The 15,262-nt window shown below is 67.3% G+C and carries 18 protein-coding genes; 9 read left to right on the top strand and 9 right to left on the bottom strand.

The window, feature by feature from the left end; genetic code table 11:
- Both CYU59_RS25085 and CYU59_RS25080 read right to left on the bottom strand, forming a co-directional pair.
- Positions 1–882, bottom strand: coding sequence for an acyl-CoA thioesterase domain-containing protein (locus CYU59_RS25085; protein ID WP_293003987.1), 882 nt, complete (start codon positions 880–882; stop codon positions 1–3).
- Between the two features lie 50 nt (positions 883–932).
- The gene (locus CYU59_RS25080; RefSeq protein WP_293003985.1) at positions 933–1,853 is read right to left on the bottom strand and encodes an LLM class F420-dependent oxidoreductase; all 921 of its coding nucleotides are present in this window, start codon (positions 1,851–1,853) and stop codon (positions 933–935) included.
- A gap of 124 nt (positions 1,854–1,977) precedes the next feature.
- Between CYU59_RS25080 and CYU59_RS25075 the strand changes: the two genes are divergently transcribed.
- Genes CYU59_RS25075 through CYU59_RS25065 form a run of 3 tightly spaced genes read left to right on the top strand, consistent with a single transcriptional unit; the run spans position 1,978 to position 4,098 of the window.
- Entirely contained in the window at positions 1,978–2,466 is a 489-nt protein-coding gene (locus CYU59_RS25075) for an SRPBCC family protein (protein WP_293003983.1), read from the top strand.
- Positions 2,459–3,289 (top strand): SMP-30/gluconolactonase/LRE family protein, encoded by an 831-nt coding sequence (locus tag CYU59_RS25070; protein ID WP_293004025.1) that lies wholly within the window; start codon positions 2,459–2,461, stop codon positions 3,287–3,289. Before CYU59_RS25075 ends, CYU59_RS25070 begins: the two co-directional genes overlap by 8 nt.
- Complete coding sequence (locus CYU59_RS25065; protein WP_293003981.1) at positions 3,286–4,098, top strand: thioesterase family protein; 813 nt, start codon at positions 3,286–3,288, stop codon at positions 4,096–4,098. Before CYU59_RS25070 ends, CYU59_RS25065 begins: the two co-directional genes overlap by 4 nt.
- An 18-nt stretch (positions 4,099–4,116) precedes the next feature.
- Here the strand turns inward: CYU59_RS25065 and CYU59_RS25060 are convergent, their stop codons facing one another.
- Positions 4,117–4,743 carry an SDR family NAD(P)-dependent oxidoreductase gene (locus tag CYU59_RS25060; RefSeq protein WP_293003979.1) on the bottom strand — a complete coding sequence of 209 codons (627 nt, stop codon included), beginning with the start codon at positions 4,741–4,743 and terminating at the stop codon, positions 4,117–4,119.
- A gap of 145 nt (positions 4,744–4,888) precedes the next feature.
- Here CYU59_RS25060 and CYU59_RS25055 point away from each other — a divergent pair, with 145 nt between their 5' ends.
- Positions 4,889–5,425: a TetR/AcrR family transcriptional regulator gene (locus CYU59_RS25055; RefSeq protein WP_293003978.1), complete on the top strand. Its 537-nt coding sequence runs from the start codon at positions 4,889–4,891 to the stop codon at positions 5,423–5,425.
- On the opposite strand, the gene CYU59_RS25050 is transcribed toward CYU59_RS25055, so the two are convergent.
- Positions 5,422–6,762, bottom strand: coding sequence for an FAD-binding oxidoreductase (locus tag CYU59_RS25050; protein ID WP_293004024.1), 1,341 nt, complete (start codon positions 6,760–6,762; stop codon positions 5,422–5,424). The genes CYU59_RS25055 and CYU59_RS25050 overlap by 4 nt on opposite strands.
- Before the next feature lie 110 nt (positions 6,763–6,872).
- Between CYU59_RS25050 and CYU59_RS25045 the strand changes: the two genes are divergently transcribed.
- A complete protein-coding gene (locus tag CYU59_RS25045) occupies positions 6,873–7,775 on the top strand; it encodes an alpha/beta fold hydrolase (protein WP_293003976.1) in 903 nt (300 codons plus the stop codon).
- Positions 7,776–7,780: 5 nt separating this feature from the next.
- Here CYU59_RS25045 and CYU59_RS25040 read toward each other — a convergent pair whose 3' ends face one another.
- Positions 7,781–8,428 carry a TetR/AcrR family transcriptional regulator gene (locus CYU59_RS25040; RefSeq protein ID WP_293003974.1) on the bottom strand — a complete coding sequence of 216 codons (648 nt, stop codon included), beginning with the start codon at positions 8,426–8,428 and terminating at the stop codon, positions 7,781–7,783.
- 140 nt (positions 8,429–8,568) lie between these two features.
- Here CYU59_RS25040 and CYU59_RS25035 point away from each other — a divergent pair, with 140 nt between their 5' ends.
- On the top strand, positions 8,569–8,700 hold the full coding sequence (locus CYU59_RS25035; RefSeq protein ID WP_156751530.1) for a hypothetical protein: 132 nt from the start codon (positions 8,569–8,571) through the stop codon (positions 8,698–8,700).
- Between the two features lie 78 nt (positions 8,701–8,778).
- Here CYU59_RS25035 and CYU59_RS25030 read toward each other — a convergent pair whose 3' ends face one another.
- The 4 genes from CYU59_RS25030 to CYU59_RS25015 all read right to left on the bottom strand — a co-directional run bounded on the left by CYU59_RS25030 (position 8,779) and on the right by CYU59_RS25015 (position 12,247).
- Entirely contained in the window at positions 8,779–10,221 is a 1,443-nt protein-coding gene (locus tag CYU59_RS25030) for an NAD(P)(+) transhydrogenase (Re/Si-specific) subunit beta (RefSeq protein ID WP_293003972.1), read from the bottom strand.
- Complete coding sequence (locus CYU59_RS25025; protein ID WP_293003970.1) at positions 10,218–10,553, bottom strand: NAD(P) transhydrogenase subunit alpha; 336 nt, start codon at positions 10,551–10,553, stop codon at positions 10,218–10,220. The genes CYU59_RS25030 and CYU59_RS25025 overlap by 4 nt, the downstream gene beginning before the upstream one ends.
- Entirely contained in the window at positions 10,554–11,666 is a 1,113-nt protein-coding gene (locus CYU59_RS25020) for a Re/Si-specific NAD(P)(+) transhydrogenase subunit alpha (protein WP_293003968.1), read from the bottom strand.
- A 119-nt stretch (positions 11,667–11,785) separates the two neighbouring features.
- Entirely contained in the window at positions 11,786–12,247 is a 462-nt protein-coding gene (locus CYU59_RS25015) for a nuclear transport factor 2 family protein (protein ID WP_293003966.1), read from the bottom strand.
- A gap of 67 nt (positions 12,248–12,314) precedes the next feature.
- Here CYU59_RS25015 and CYU59_RS25010 point away from each other — a divergent pair, with 67 nt between their 5' ends.
- The 3 genes from CYU59_RS25010 to CYU59_RS25000 all read left to right on the top strand — a co-directional run.
- The gene (locus CYU59_RS25010; protein ID WP_293004023.1) at positions 12,315–13,526 is read left to right on the top strand and encodes an acyl-CoA dehydrogenase family protein; all 1,212 of its coding nucleotides are present in this window, start codon (positions 12,315–12,317) and stop codon (positions 13,524–13,526) included.
- Between the two features lies 1 nt (position 13,527).
- The gene (locus tag CYU59_RS25005) at positions 13,528–14,349 is read left to right on the top strand and encodes a tyrosine-protein phosphatase (RefSeq protein WP_293003964.1); all 822 of its coding nucleotides are present in this window, start codon (positions 13,528–13,530) and stop codon (positions 14,347–14,349) included.
- Positions 14,350–14,579: 230 nt separating this feature from the next.
- Positions 14,580–15,262, top strand: a 683-nt coding sequence (locus CYU59_RS25000; RefSeq protein ID WP_293003962.1) for a PE-PPE domain-containing protein, incomplete at its 3' end; no start/stop codon positions are given.

Below are 15,262 nucleotides of genomic sequence, written 5' to 3'. Positions count from 1 at the left end.
TTACAGTCGCGCTTCGGTTTTGATCGCAGAATCGCTGGTGCGCAGCGGACGGATGAGCGCGTCCTGGGCGAACGAGGCGATCAACTCGCCTTCCTCGGTGTGCACGGCGCCGCGGATGTAGGACATGCCCGCCCCGGCCTGCGTGCTCTCGTGGCTGTAGAGCAGCCAGCCCGTCCACGACACCGGCTCGTGGAAGCTGACCGACACCGTCATCGGCGCGGTCGACACGGTCAGGTGCGACTGGGCGGTGCCGATGCCCTCATGGGCCCGCATCGCCGTCGAAATGCCAAGGTGACCGGTGAAATACGCGATCAACGCCTTCGCCAGGTCGTCACGGGCCGGGATCGGGTCATAGTGCAGCCAGGCATACAACTCCGGCGGGCCGACCTCATCCGGGCTGTTGACGTCGACCACGTCCACCAGTCGCAACTCCCGGCCGCCCATCGGCATCCGGCCGTCGTTGGCGTCCGCGGGCGCGGTCACCTCGGGCCGGGGCAGGTGGTGGCGGATCACGTCGTCGGACGGCACATCGAGCAACGCGGTCACCGTGATGGCGCGCCGCCCGTTCTGGGAAACACCGACCACCGCGGTCGCAGTCGAACGGCCCTCGGCGACGACGTCGATCTCGATCTCGACCGGTGGGCCGACCAGCACCGCACGGGCGAACACCGCATGTACCGAGCGCACCGACTTGGCCGGGAACCGCTTGGCGACAGCGACAATCACCTGCGCGAGCACCTGGGTGCCCTCTACCACCTGACGCTCGTCCTCGGCCGCGATGCCGGTCTCGGCACTGAACCGGTTATCGCCGGCTTCGCGCGCGTCGAACAAATCCAGGAGGCCGGCGACCGACCACGACGTCTGCTCAGAGTCTGTTGTCACCTAGCGAGAATGACATTCTCGTCAAAACTTGTAAAGCCTCGGCCGCGCCCTCACGAGGCGTCGATGACCAGCGTCTTGAATCGGTCGATCACCTCGAGCGCGTGGGCCAGGCTGTCTCCGGGCAGTCCCACCTGCGTCCAGGTGACGCCGAGCTCAGCCAGCCGATTCAGGCCGGCCAGGTAGGCGTCGGCGTTGAAATCGTCGTCGGCCGGACTGCCGCCCTCGAAGTTGCCGAAGACGATGTCGACTCCTGCGGGATCCCTTCCGGCGTCCTCGAGGCGGCGGCGCAGGTCGTCGATGCCGTCGCCGAGCGCCTCCACGGAATCCAGTGACGCCGTGCGGGCGGTCTGGGCCAGCGCGGGCGGCGCGGCGAACGGGCACCAACCGTCGCCCTTCTCGGCGACCCGGCGCCGCGCGGCCCCGGTGTTGCCGCCGATCCAGATGGGTGGGTGGGGATCACTGACCGGACGCGGGTGCGCGGTGATCCCCTTGGCGCTGAAGTGTCGCCCCTCGAAGGTGATGTCGTCGGCGGTCCAGATGCCCCGGATCACGTCGAGCGCCTCGTCGAACAACGCCGCCCGCTCCTCGAAGTCGACACCCAGCGCGGCGAATTCGCGTTTGAGATAACCGACCCCGACCGCCAGCGTGAACCTGCCGTCGGACAGCAGATCAAGGGTCGCACCGGATTTGGCCACTACGAACGGGTTTCGGTACGGCAGCACCACGATGTTGGGGATCAGCCGCAACGTGGAGGTGTGCGCCGCGGCGTAACCCATCGCGACGAACGGGTCCAGCGCGTCATGGCCGCCGGCTTCCAGCCAGCGCTGGCTCGGGGCGGGGTGATCGGTGAACCCGAAGCCGTGGATACCGGCGGCTTCGGCGGCAGCGGCCACCGCGGCGATGCCGTCACCCCTGACCAGCTCGGGGTTGTAGGGGTGGCTGTGCATCGGGTGGGTGATGGTGAATTTCATCTGCCGCTTTCCTTGGCTGAGCGCCGACGATCTCCCTGCAAGTTACCGCGTGACATTTGTACGATAATCTGTAAACCCGCCCGGTGTGCCGGCCGGGCTGTTTTCTGCCGCGAAGGAGCGACGAGTGGGCATCGTGACGACGAGCTCGGAGACCGCCTTCGCGCATGCGCCCGAGACCGTCTACGACTTCGTCACCAACCCGGCGAACTGGCCGAAGACCTATCCCGGTAGCGCACACATCGCGAACCTGCCCGACAAGCTGCCACTGCAGGTCGGTGACACCTGGCAGGAAACCGGGCCCGACGGCGGCCGGATTTTCACCTGGCAGCTGGCCATCGCGATGCGGCCGAGGTTGTGGATCTTCAATTCCGTTGGCCCGCTTGGTCACAACCAAGACGGCGGTGGCGGAATGGAGGGACGGATCACGGTCCAGTACCAGTTCACCCGGCCGGGTGAAGACATCACGCTGTTCACCCGGACGATGACGATCGAGGCCTACAAGCACGCGCCGTTGCCCGACGCACTGTTCCAGCAGGCCAACCCCGCCAAGATCGACGCCTACCACCAGGCCGTCGCCCGAGAATTGGATGCGCTCGATGACGGCAATGGTTGACGGGCTGACCCCGCTGGCCAGCGGGTTCTGCTTCGGCGAGGGTCCGCGCTGGTTCGAGGGCCTGTTGTGGTTCTCCGACATGCTCGGCGAGGCCGTGCACACCGTCACCGTCTGCGGCTCGATGACCACGCTGCCGCTGCCCGGGCACGCGCCCTCGGGTCTGGGCTTCCGGCCGGACGGGACGCTACTGATCGTCTCTGCCGAGAACCGCACGCTGCTGGCGTACGACGGCGAAACCGTCAGCGAGACAGCCGATTTGAGTGAGCTGGCGCCGGCGGACCTGGGCGATATGGTGGTCGACCGGCACGGCCGGGCCTACATCGGTTCGCAGGCGTTCGAGGGCGGGGTGATCCTGCGGGTCGACCCCGATGGCGCCGTCGACGTGGTGGCGACCGAACTGGACTTTCCCAACGGCATGGTCATCACCCCCGACCACCGGACCCTGATCGTGGCCGAGTCGACCGGTCGCCGGTTGACCGCCTACACGATCGGCGAGGGCGGCGACCTGACCGGCCGGCGCGTCTTCGCCGACGGGCTGGACGGCCCGCCGGACGGCATCTGCCTCGACGCCGAGGGCGGGGTGTGGACGGCGATGACGTTGGCCCACCAGTTCGAACGCATCGTCGAGGGCGGGCTTGTGACGCATCGGATCGACATCGGCGATCGCGCCGCGATCGCCTGCATGCTCGGTGGCGCCGCCGGCCGCACACTGTTCATGCTGTCGAGTAGCGATGCGTACCCCAAACGGCTTGTCGGCACGAAGCTCGCCCGGCTCGACACGGTGATCGTCGATACTCCCGGCACGGCGGTGGAGGACGAATGACCAGCGGTTCCTACTACCAGCTGGTCGACGCCGACGACCCGATCGGCGAAAAGTTCACTCCGACAGATCTGGTCCGCAGTACCTGGACCGCGGCCATTCAGCATGCCGCGCCGGTGTCGGCGCTTCTGGTGCGGGCGCTGGAGCACTGCGCGCCACGCGACGACGCCCGGTTGAGCCGGGTGGCGATCGACCTGTTGGGCCCGGTGCCTGCCGACGGCGACATGTGGGTACGCGCGAAAGTCGAGCGTCCGGGAAGGCAGATCGAGTTGATCAGCGCCGAGACGCTGGCGCTGGGGCCCGACGGCCGGCCGCGGCCGACGGCGCGGGCCACCGGTTGGCGGCTGCAGCAGCTGGACACCGCCGAACTGCTGCACGCTCCGGCAGCGCTGCCGGCCCCGCTGAGCGAGGGGCGCAGCCGCGATCTCGCCAAGAATTTCGACCGGAACTACGTGCACAGCCTCGATTGGCGCTGGCTGACCAAGCCGCTCAACGAAGGCCCCGGTGAGTCCTGGATCAAGCCGGTGGCCGCCCTGGTCGAAGGCGAGCCGATTACTCCCGTGCAGCGCCTGTTTTCAGTTGCCGACTGCGCCAACGGGATTGGTTCGAAGATCGACATCACCAAGTGGACGTTCCTGAACAACGACTTGGTCGTGCACCTGCACCGGGTCCCCGAGGGCGAGTGGGTCGGCATCCGCGCCGAGACCAGCTACGGCCCCGACGGCATCGGGACGACGGTGGGCACCCTGTTCGACGAGACGTCGGCGGTCGGCAGCATTCAGCAATCGGTGTTGGTGCGCAAACGTCCTTAGCCACCCGCGAGAGTGCAACTAGCGACGCATTTCTCGAGTAGCACCGTCGACAGTTGCACTTTCGCGGTAGGGCGGGATGACGTCGACGACGCGCAAGTGCATGTCGGGCGAGCCGATCGCCGCGGCGATCAGGCGGCCGGCGTCGTCGGCGGGCACGGCTTCGGTGGACCGCACAATCGACATCCGCACACCGGTGCCGACGAACTCGGCGTCGAGACCGTGTACCCACGCCTCGAGCATCCGGTCGGCGCCGGCCGGCGCGACTCCGTCGAGCGCCGGGCTGACCAGCACGACGTCACCTCGACCGCCGTCGATCATCGGCGGAATCAATTGCATCACAAGGTGTTGCGCGCCCGCCCAGGACCGGTCGGCGACTCCGGCGGTACTGATTAACACGTCGGCCTCACCCACCAGATAGTCGGCGGACTGCAGGAAGCGATCGATGGAGAACGGGTCGGCCAGGTCGAGGTGAGCGGCGAACACCGACATGCCCTGTGACCGCAACCGCGCCGCGGCCTCCTCGCACACCTGTGGCCGACGGCTGCCCATCAGAACCAGATGCCCGGCCACCGCAAGCCGGGTCGCGGTAGCCCGTGCCACCGGCGACGACGCTTCGGTGATCACCACCGTTCTGGCGTGGCTCACCGCAGACGCCCGTCTTCCTGGACTTGCCCAGCTAAGCTCATGTAGTCAGCTACCTCGGGCGGGGCACTCAGGACCCCGGCCAGGGAACATGGCAGTGGCACCAAAACAGCGTGACACTTCGGCCTAATTTTGTAAAGTTGCGGGTATGGACCAGACGTCGACCATCGAGGGCGACACCTCGACGCAGCAGCGGATCCTCGCGGCCACTGCTGAGATACTCGGCCGCAACGGCAAGCGCAAGCTCAGCCTGTCCGACGTCGCGGTCCAGGCGGGAGTGTCCAGGCCCACGCTGTATCGCTGGTTCGCCTCCAAGGAAGACCTGCTCTCGGCGTTCTCGAAGTACGAGCGGCACACCTTCGAAAGCGGCATGAGCCAGGCGACGGTCGGCCTCAAAGGCGTCGACAAACTCGATGCCGCGCTGCGTTTCATCGTCGACTACCAGCACTCCTACACCGGCGTGCGGATGGTCGACATCGAGCCCGAGCACGTCATCACCCAGTTCGCCAGCGTCATCCCGCAGATGCGCGACGGTCTGCAGCGGCTGATATCGGGCCCGAACGCTGCAGTCAAGGCGGCGACGGCGATCCGAGTTGCGTTCTCGCACTACATGATCCGCAGCGACGACGCCGACGAGTTCCTGGCCCAACTGCGGCACGCGGTCGGGATCAAAGCCGGCGGCTAGTCGAAGAGCACCGCGGCGTTCAGATACCCGGTCGGGTCGAACGCTCTCTTTAGAGTGCGCATCGCGGCGATGTCTCCCGCGTCGCGAGACATGCCGAGGTAGCGCCGCTTGCGGGTTCCCACCCCGTGCTCGGAGCTGACGTTGCCGCCGCAACCGGCGATCAGGTCCATCATTGCCGCGTAGAGCTCGTGTTCCTGCACTGCGCTGCAACGCAATACGTTCAAGTGCAGATTGCCCTCACCGATGTGCCCGAACAGCACGCCGATCGCATCGGCCGCGCGCTCCCGCAACAGCGTCTCGGCGTCGCGGGCGAACCCGGGCACCGCGGACAGCGGTAGCGAGACGTCGAACTTCAGCGGCGGGCCGTACACACCGACCAATTCGGCCAGTGATTCGCGGACCCGCCAAAGCCGTTGCTGCGCAGCCATATCGATACCCACGGCCGGCTCACCGGTTGCGCGCACGCCTTCCAGCGCATCAGCGAGCCGCTCGGTCGGATCGAGGTCGGACGCCAGCTCCACCAGCAGCAGCCAGCGGCCGGGTACCGGCGGCGGCAGGCCGAGATGCTCGCCGGCCAGCGCGCCGGCCCGGCCGTCGACCAGTTCGAGCGCCGCGATGCCGTCCAGGTCGCGAAACAGCCGCCCCGCGTCGACCAGGGCATCCAGCTCGTCGAAGCCGCAGACCGCGGTCACCCGGTGCGCCGGCTCCGGGTGCAGCCGCAGGTCGAGCGCGGTGATGACGCCCAGCGTTCCCTCGGCGCCGACGAACAGCGACGGAAGGTCGTAACCGGTGTTGTCGGCACGCACCCGCGAATGCCGTCGCACCACCGAGCCGTCCGGCAGCGCCAGGTCCATCCCGATCACCTGGTTGCCCATGTTGCCGTAGCGCACGGTCCGCAGCCCGCCGGCGTTGGTCGAGGCCATCCCCCCGACGGTCGCGGTGTCACGCGCGGCCAGATCGACACCGAACACCAGTCCGGCCGCACCGGCCGCGCGTTGCACCGCGCTCAGCGTCGCCCCGGCACCGGCCTCGACCCGGTTCTCGGTCGTGTCGACATCGCCGATCGCACAGAGCCTTTCGGTGGACAGCAGCACGTCGTCGTTCTCGGGGACGGTCCCGGCCACCAACGACGTGCGTCCGCCCTGCACGGTCACGTGCGTTCCGGCGTCGCGGCATACCCGCAAGATCTCGGCGACTTCGCCCGCCGAGCCCGGGCGCACCAGGGCGCAGGCCCGGCCGCGGTAGCGGCCGGTGTAGTCGACGCTACGGCCGGCCAGCACGTCGGGATCGGTGCTGAGATAGCTCGCGCCTACCAGGGACGACAGCTGCTGCAGCACGTCCAAGGCCATGCCGTGGGTCTATCACACGCCCGACGACGCTGCGGGCCGGACCGGGCCGAAGGGAGCCGGGCTACCGAATCCTCCGAACGACCATGCAGGATGAGGTCATGCAGCGTGAAGATGTCTGGTTCAACTCCGGCAGCGACCGGATCAGCGCGTGGCTCTACCGTCCCGACGGGGACGGCGACACGCCACTGCTGGTCATGGCGCACGGTCTGGGCGGGGTGCGCACAATGCGCCTGGACGCCTTCGCCGAACGTTTCGCCGCCGCCGGCTACGCCTGCCTGGTGTTCGACTATCGCAATTTCGGCGACAGCGAGGGCGCGCCCCGGCAGGTGCTCGACGTGAAGATGCAGTTACAGGACTGGACGGTGGCCGCGGCGTTCGCGCGCACCCTGCCCGGCATCGATCCGCGTCGAATCGGGTTGTGGGGCACGTCTTTCAGTGGTGGCCATGTGATCGCGACGGCGGCTCGGGTTCCGGGGATCGCGGCGGTCGTGTCGCAGTGCCCGTTCACCGACAGCGTCGCGTCGCTGGGTGCGATCAACCCGCTGGTCAGTGCGCGCCTCACGGCACTGGCGACCCGCGATATCGTCGCCTCCCGCTTCGGCGGCAACCCGGTGATGGTGAAAACCGCTGGGCTTCCGGGCGAGGTCGCACTGATGACCGCGCCGGACGCCTACCCGGGATTTCTCAAGCTGGTGCCCGACGGTGTGGAGTTGCGCAACGAGGTCGCCGCGCGCATCGGGGTGAAGTTGCTGGCCTACCGCCCGGGTCGACTCGCGGCCAAGGTGCCGTGCCCAATCCTGTTCTGCATCTGCGAGTCCGACACCGTCGCGCCGTCGGGACCGACCCGCCGCTACGCCGCGACGGCACCGCACGGTGAGATAAAGCTCTATCCGGAAGGGCATTTCGACATCTACGTCGGTGACGCCTTCGAGCGCGTGGTCGCCGACCAGCTCGAGTTCCTGCAACGCGTACTGCCCACAACCGGACTCAGCGCGACATAGGTCGGTTATGGCGCGACGGTCGCCGTCCTGGGTGTCCCGAGCGGGGAATGGACCCGGACCGCCTCGTCGCGAATCAGGCCACGAAGCAGCGCGGTGCTGAACTCAGCGGCGATCTCCTTGGCGCTGCGTCGTCCACTCGGCCGCAGCCACCGGTAGGCACCCAGCGTCATCCCGATGTAGCCCAGCGCCAGCACGTGTGAGTCGCTCTCGTAGAACTCGCCGCTGGCGATGCCGCGGTCGATGAGCCCGTGCACATGCTCGTACACCTGGGTCTCCTTCTCGCGTACCGCGGCGACCTGCTCCTCGGTGAACCACTCGGCGATGTAGGGCTGCTCCTGAAAGTAGACCGCGGCGCCTTCGGGGTTCGAGGCGATGTTGTTGAGCAGCCGCACGGTGTACTGGTAGAGCGCCTCGCGGGCCGACATCGTCGGGTCGTCGTGCACCGCGTCCAGGGTCCGCTCGGCGGCCTGCTGGTAGATGTCGTAGAGGATCAGCGCCTTGCTGGCGTAGTAGTGGTAGACGGTGGCCTTGTTCAGGCCGACCACGTCGGCGACGTCGTCCATCCGGGTGCCGTGATAGCCGCGCGCGGCGAATAGTTTGGTAGCCACTATCAGCAGCTCCTCGCGGCGGGTGAGCCCGTTCTCGGATGGCATGTCTTCTCGATTCGGCAGTCCGGGGGCCGCCCGGAGTCAATCAACTGGTGGGTAGTCTAGGCAACGCGACCGTTCGTTGTTGCGCGCTGCCCGGTGGGACTAGACTTCGAACGAACCACGTGCCGACTGGAGAGGTAGTCATGCAACCGGATCCCGATCCCAGCTACGACTTTTCCGACGAGCTCGAGTTCTACTTCAAATACCTGCCCTGGGGCCTGCGTGGTGTCACCGACGGCCAGGGCTACCCGCCGCCGGCCTACCCGCCCGTTTAGCCAGCTCACACCCTCCGAGATCGACGCCAGCGCGCGTTTGTGCGAGTAAGCACCACGCCGGCGTCGATCTCGATACGTCTATAGCGCTTTCAGCTCCTCGGCCACCTCGGTCACCGACTTCTTCGCGTCGCCGAACAGCATGGACGTCTGTGGCAGGAAGAACAACGGGTTCTCGATCCCGGCGTAGCCCGACGACATCGACCGCTTGAGCACGATCACCGCGCGCGACTCGTCGACGTTGAGGATCGGCATGCCGTAGATGGGCGAGCCCGAGTCGTTGCGGGCAGCGGGGTTGGTGACGTCGTTGGCCCCGATGACGACGGTGACGTCGGTGCGGCTGAACTCGCCGTTGACGTCGTCCATCTCCTTCATCGCGTCGTAGTCGACGTCGGCCTCCGCCAGCAGCACGTTCATGTGACCGGGCATCCGGCCGGCCACCGGGTGGATGGCGTACTTGACCTCGACGCCCTTCTCCTCGAGCAGCTTGGCCATCTCCTTGACGGCGTGCTGCGCCTGGGCGACCGCCAGCCCGTAGCCGGGCACCACGATCACCTGGTTGGCGTAGGCCATCTGGATCGCCACGTCGGCGGCCGAGGTGGACTTGACGGTGCCCTGCTCCGCACCTGCGGGGCCGGCCGCGTCGCCGGCACCGCCGAACGAGCCGAACACGATCGCCGGAATCGAGCGGTTCATCGCGACCGCCATCAGGTTGGTCAGAATCGAACCCGAGGCACCGACGATCATGCCCGCGACGATCATCGCGGTGTTGTTCAGCGCCAAACCCGCTGCCGCTGCCGACAATCCGGTCATCGCGTTCAGCAGCGAAATCACCACCGGCATATCGGCGCCGCCGATCGGGAAGACCACGAACAGCCCCATCAGACCTGCGAAGGCCAGCACCAGCACGATCCACCACACCGGCTTGCCCGGGTTCAGCCCCAGGTAGACAGCGACGCCGACGGCGCCGATCAGCAGCACGATGTTGGAGAGCTGGAACAGCTTGGCCGAGGCCACCAACCGCTTCTCCACGTTCTTGGGAATCGACTCCTGCAGCTTCAGGAAAGCCACCAGCGAGCCCCAGAACGACACCGAGCCGATGATCGCCGCGAACAGCGAGCCGACGACCAGTGCCACGGTGGGCGACTGATCGGGCCGGAACACCGAAAAGCCCTTGGTCTCAATGAATTCCGACCACGCGATCAGCGCGACGGTACCGCCGCCGACGCCGTTGAACAGCGCCACCAGCTGCGGCATGGCGGTCATCTTGGTCTTCTTGGCCGGTGGCACGCCGAGGGCCACACCGATCAGCAGGCCCGCGGCGATCAGGATCCAGTTGATCGACGCGGTATCGCGCACCTTGATCAGCGTCGCGACCACCGCGATGCCCATACCGACCGCAGCGATCCAGTTGCCGCGCACCGCGGTCTTCGGCCCGGTCAGGCCGGACAGACCATAGATGAACAGCGCGAAGGCCGCGATGTACAGAACATCCACGGCATAGTCGACGTTTTGCGTGCTCACTTGCCGGCCCCCTCGGCGCTGACCGCTGTGTCGGGCGCGGCCTTGCGCGACTTGAACATGCCCAGCATCCGGTCGGTCACCAGGAAGCCGCCGATCACGTTCAGGGTGCCGAAGATCAGCGCGATGAAGGTGATCGCCCGGACACCCCAGCTGGCGTCGGCGGGCAGCTCACCCAGTACCAGCAGCGCGCCGAGAACCACGATGCCGTGAATGGCGTTGGTGCCCGACATCAGCGGAGTGTGCAAGGTGTTGGGCACCTTGGAAATGACCGCGAAGCCGACGAAGCCGGCAAGCACCAGGATTGCCAGGTTGGCCAACAGTTGGTCGTACATCTACGAGTCCTTCCCCGCCTGCGCGGCGTCGCCGGTGCGGGTCACGCACGAGCCGGCCACCACCTCGTCCTCGAAATCCGGCGCCAGCTTGCCGTCGGTGATCAACAGGTCGAGCAGCGCGGTGATGTTCTTGCTGTAGAGCTCGCTGGCGTGCTCGGGCATGGTGGCCGGCAGGTTCAGCGGCGACACGATGGTGACGTCATGCTTGACGACGGTCTGACCGGGTTCGGTGAGTTCGCAGTTGCCGCCGGTCTCACCGGCCAGGTCGACGACGACGCTGCCGGGCTTCATCGCCTCGACCGCCGCGGCCGTCACCAGCCGTGGCGCGGGTCGGCCGGGCACCAGCGCGGTGGTGATGACGACGTCGAACTTGGCGATGGCGTCCTCGAGCGCTTTCTGCTGCTGCGCGCGCTCCTCGTCGGTGAGCTCGCGGGCATACCCGCCCTCGCCGGCGGCGTCGATGCCGAGGTTCAGCCACTGCGCGCCGACCGAGCGCACCTGGTCGGCCACCTCGGGACGGACGTCGTAGCCGGTGGTTTTGCCGCCGAGGCGCCGCGCCGTCGCCAGGGCCTGCAGGCCGGCGACACCGACGCCGAGCACCAGCACGGTGGCCGGCTTCACCGTTCCGGCCGCGGTGGTCAGCATCGGGAAGAACCGGGTCGACTCCGAAGCCGCGACCAGCACGGCCTTGTAACCGGCGACGTTGCCCTGCGACGACAGCGCGTCCATCGCCTGGGCCCGGGAGATCCTCGGAATGGCTTCGAGTGCGAACGCCTGCACACCGGCCTGCTGGAGCGCGCCGATCGCGTTCTCGGCGTTACGCGGCGCCAGAAAACCGACCAGGGTCTGCCCGCTGTGCAGCTTGGCGACTTCGTCGGCGGTCGGCGGCGCCACCTTGACCACGATGTCGGCCGCCCAGGCGTCTCCGATGGTGGCGCCGGCCTCGGTGTACAACGAGTCGGGCAGCAGCGCCCGCTCGCCGGCGCCCGCCTCCACGACAACCGCCACACCACTCTTCACCAGTGGCGCGATCACCTTGGGCACCAGCGCGACCCGTCGCTCGTCAGCTCCCGATTCGGCGACCACGCCGACCGTCGTCTGCGTTTCTGTCATGGCGTCCGCATCTACTTCCTGTACTTCCTACTCGCCGGTAGATCGGCACCAACCCTAACCTGACCGCCCGCTTCCACCGCCTGCCTCCCCGAGGCGGCCGGCGTCGCGGGCGGCCGAGCTCACCAAAGCGGAAAGTCCCGGCCGTGTTCCTCAGTTGACCGCGGCCCGAAATAGCGGCGCTGCGACTCCTCGATCGCGACGTCGTTGATGCTGGCTTCGCGACGGGCCATCAAGCCGTCCGCGTCGAACTGCCACAATTCGTTGCCGTAGCTGCGCCACCACTGGCCGTCCGCGTCCCGGCACTCGTACTGGAAGCGGACCGCGATGAAGTTGTCGTGGAAGCTCCACAGGCTTTTACGCAACGCGTAGTCGAGTTCGCTCTGCCATTTGCGGGTCAGGAACTCGACGATCGCCTCGCGGCCGACAATGTGTTCGCCGCGGTTACGCCATTGCGAGTCAACGGTGTACGCCCGGCTGACCCGGTCCGGATCCCGGGTGTTCCACGCGTCTTCGGCGGCCTGAACCTTCTCGGCGGCGGTCTCTGATGTGAACGGCGGCAACGGCGGGCGGATGTCGGTCATGACGTTCATCCTGCCCCCGGCGTGGTCCCGGGGCGGGTGGCTTATCGTGGCGGTTATGGACTTCGCAATGTCAGCCAAAGCCAGCGACTACCACAAACGGCTGAGCGAGTTCATCACCGAGCACGTCTTTCCCGCCGAGGCCGAGTACGACAAGTACCGCGAGGAAGCCGGTCCCAAGGATCACACCGTTCCGCCGATCATCGAGGAACTCAAGACCAAGGCCAAGGCCGCCGGGCTGTGGAACCTGTTCCTGCCGTCGGAATCCGGCCTGAGCAACCTCGACTACGCGTCGCTCGCCGAGTTGACCGGCTGGAGCCTGGAGATCGCCCCCGAGGCGACCAACTGTGCCGCGCCGGACACCGGGAACATGGAGACGCTGCACCTGTTCGCCACCGAGGAGCAGAGCAAGAAGTGGCTCGAGCCGCTGCTGGCCGGGGAGATCCGCAGCGGTTTCTCGATGACCGAGCCCGCCGTCGCCAGCAGCGACGCCCGCAACATCCAGACGTCGATCGTGCGCGACGGCAGCGACTACGTCATCAACGGCCGCAAGTGGTGGACCTCGGGCGCCGCCGACCCACGCTGCAAGATCCTGATCGTGATGGGCCGCACCAACCCCGAGGCGGCCAGCCACCAGCAGCAGTCGATGGTCCTGGTGCCGATCGACACCCCCGGAGTGACCGTGGTCCGGTCGACCACCGTGTTCGGCTACCACGACCAGCCCGGCCACTGCGAGATCATCTACGACAACGTCCGCGTGCCGCAGACCAATCTGCTCGGTGAAGAGGGCGGCGGCTTCGCGATCGCCCAGGCCCGCCTCGGCCCCGGCCGCATCCACCACTGCATGCGCGCGCTCGGCGGTGCCGAACGTGCGCTGGCGCTGATGGTCGACCGGGCCAACACCCGCATCGCGTTCGGCCGGCCGCTGGCCGACCAGGGTCTGGTGCAGCAGGCAATCGCCCAGTCGCGCAATGAGATCGACCAGGCCAGGCTGCTGTGCGAAAAGGCGGCCTGGACCATCGACCAGCACGGCAACCGGGCCGCGCACCTGCTGGTCTCACAGATCAAGGCAGTGGCCCCGCAAATGGCGTGCAACGTCATCGACCGCGCCATCCAGGTGCACGGCGGCGCCGGCGTCAGCGAGGACACCGTGCTGGCCCGGATGTACGCCTGGCAGCGCGCGATGCGCATCTTCGACGGCCCCGACGAGGTACACCTGAGGACCATCGCCCGGTACGAAATCGGCCGGGAGAAAAGCGTTTTCGCGGCGGCGGTCACCTAACGTGGTAACCGGCGTGCGAGATCTACAGGGAGCCTGGAACTTTCGCGACGTCGCCGACACCACCGGCGTGCTGCGCCCCGGCCGGCTCTTCCGCTCCGGAGAGTTGAGCGAGCTGGCCGATGAGGGCCGGGATGAGCTGCGCCGCTTGGGCATCACCGATGTCGCCGACCTGCGTTCCCGCAGCGAAGTGTTGCGGCACGGCCCCGGCCTGGTACCCGTCGGAGTGGACATCCACCTGCTGCCGATCCCGGATCTCGAACCCGACGAGGCAAATCCGGACGGCGCGGCCCCGCACGAGCACGCCTTCAAGCGGCTGTTCGAGGAGAAGCCGGACGGTGAATCGGTCAGCGACGCCGCCAGCCGCTACATGGTCGACGAATACAGCCGCTTCCCCACCTATCCCGGGGCCCGCGAGGCACTGCATCGCATGGTCACCCTGTTGGGCGAGGGCCGGACAGTGCTGGCGCACTGCTTCGCCGGCAAGGACCGCACCGGCTTCACCGTCGCGCTGGTGCTGGAGGCCGCGGGGGTCGGGCGCGAGGCGATCGTCGCCGACTTTCTGACCAGCAACCAAGCCGTGCCGCTGTTGCGCGAGCGCATCCTCGACACGATCCGGGAGCGGGCCGACGTCGACATGACACCCGAGCTGCTGTCGACCACCGAGGCCCGACTGTCTGAGGAAGTGCTCGGCGTTCGCGAGGAATACCTCGCCGCGGCACGACGGACCATCGACGACGACTTCGGCTCGCTCGACGGCTACTTCCGCAGCGCCGGTATCACCGACGCCGACGTCGACCGGCTTCGTAACGCGCTGCTCGGCTGACTCAGCCACCCTCGTCACACCCGCGTCGGACTCCCGGGGCGGTGCGCCGCGTTGCTTCCGCGCGGGGCCACTGGGGCTGATGCGGCCTGTGATACGCGTCCGACAAATTGGACTTCGACTTAAAATTCGCCAACAAAAACCTGTGTGTTTCTCAGACATATGAGTTCCATAGGCGTAGACATATGCCTAATACCCGCGCCGTCAGCCCCCGCTTGAAAGGTCGCACAACAATGTCTGCTCGCAAAACTCGCTTGATGGGTCTGGGAATGGTCGCCACCGTCGGTGCCGGCTTCTTGAGCCTGGCCGCCATGCTGAACGCCGGCCACGCGAACGCCGACGGTGAAGACATCGGTCTGGTGATGGGCGGCAGCGGGCTGCCGATCCCTGGTTCCGGTTACGTGCAGGCGGCCACCGGGCTCTACCTGAACCACATCTACCCGGGTGACATCACGAACTACTACGGAGCGACTGCGACCAACCCCTTCGGCGAGGGGCTCTTCACGCCCGAGGGCCTCTACCCGTTGACCGGCGTCCACACGCTGCCGCTCAACTACCCCTCCGGCGGCGAACTCGGTTTGCCAACCAACGCCACCTCGGTCGGCCAGGGAATCCAGATCCTTGCCAATCAGATCGAGGCCAATGCCGCGAACGGCGACGTCTCGACGGTGTTCGGTTACTCGCAGAGCTCCACGCTCGCCGGTCTGACCATGGAGCAGCTGAAGGCCGACGGGGTGAGCCCGGACATGGTCAAGTTTCTGTTACTCGCCGACCCGAGCAATCCGAACGGCGGGCTGCTGTCGCGTTTCGACGGCTTCACCGACATGTCCGGCAACACCCACTCCCTCGAGCTGAACCTGCCCAGCCTGGGCGTCTCGTTCGACGGCGCCACTCCGTCCGACGACTACGTCACCTC

Source organism: Mycobacterium sp. (assembly GCF_002863225.1).
Classification (GTDB): domain Bacteria; phylum Actinomycetota; class Actinomycetes; order Mycobacteriales; family Mycobacteriaceae; genus Mycobacterium.
This window is presented reverse-complemented; position numbering and strand designations above follow the sequence as displayed.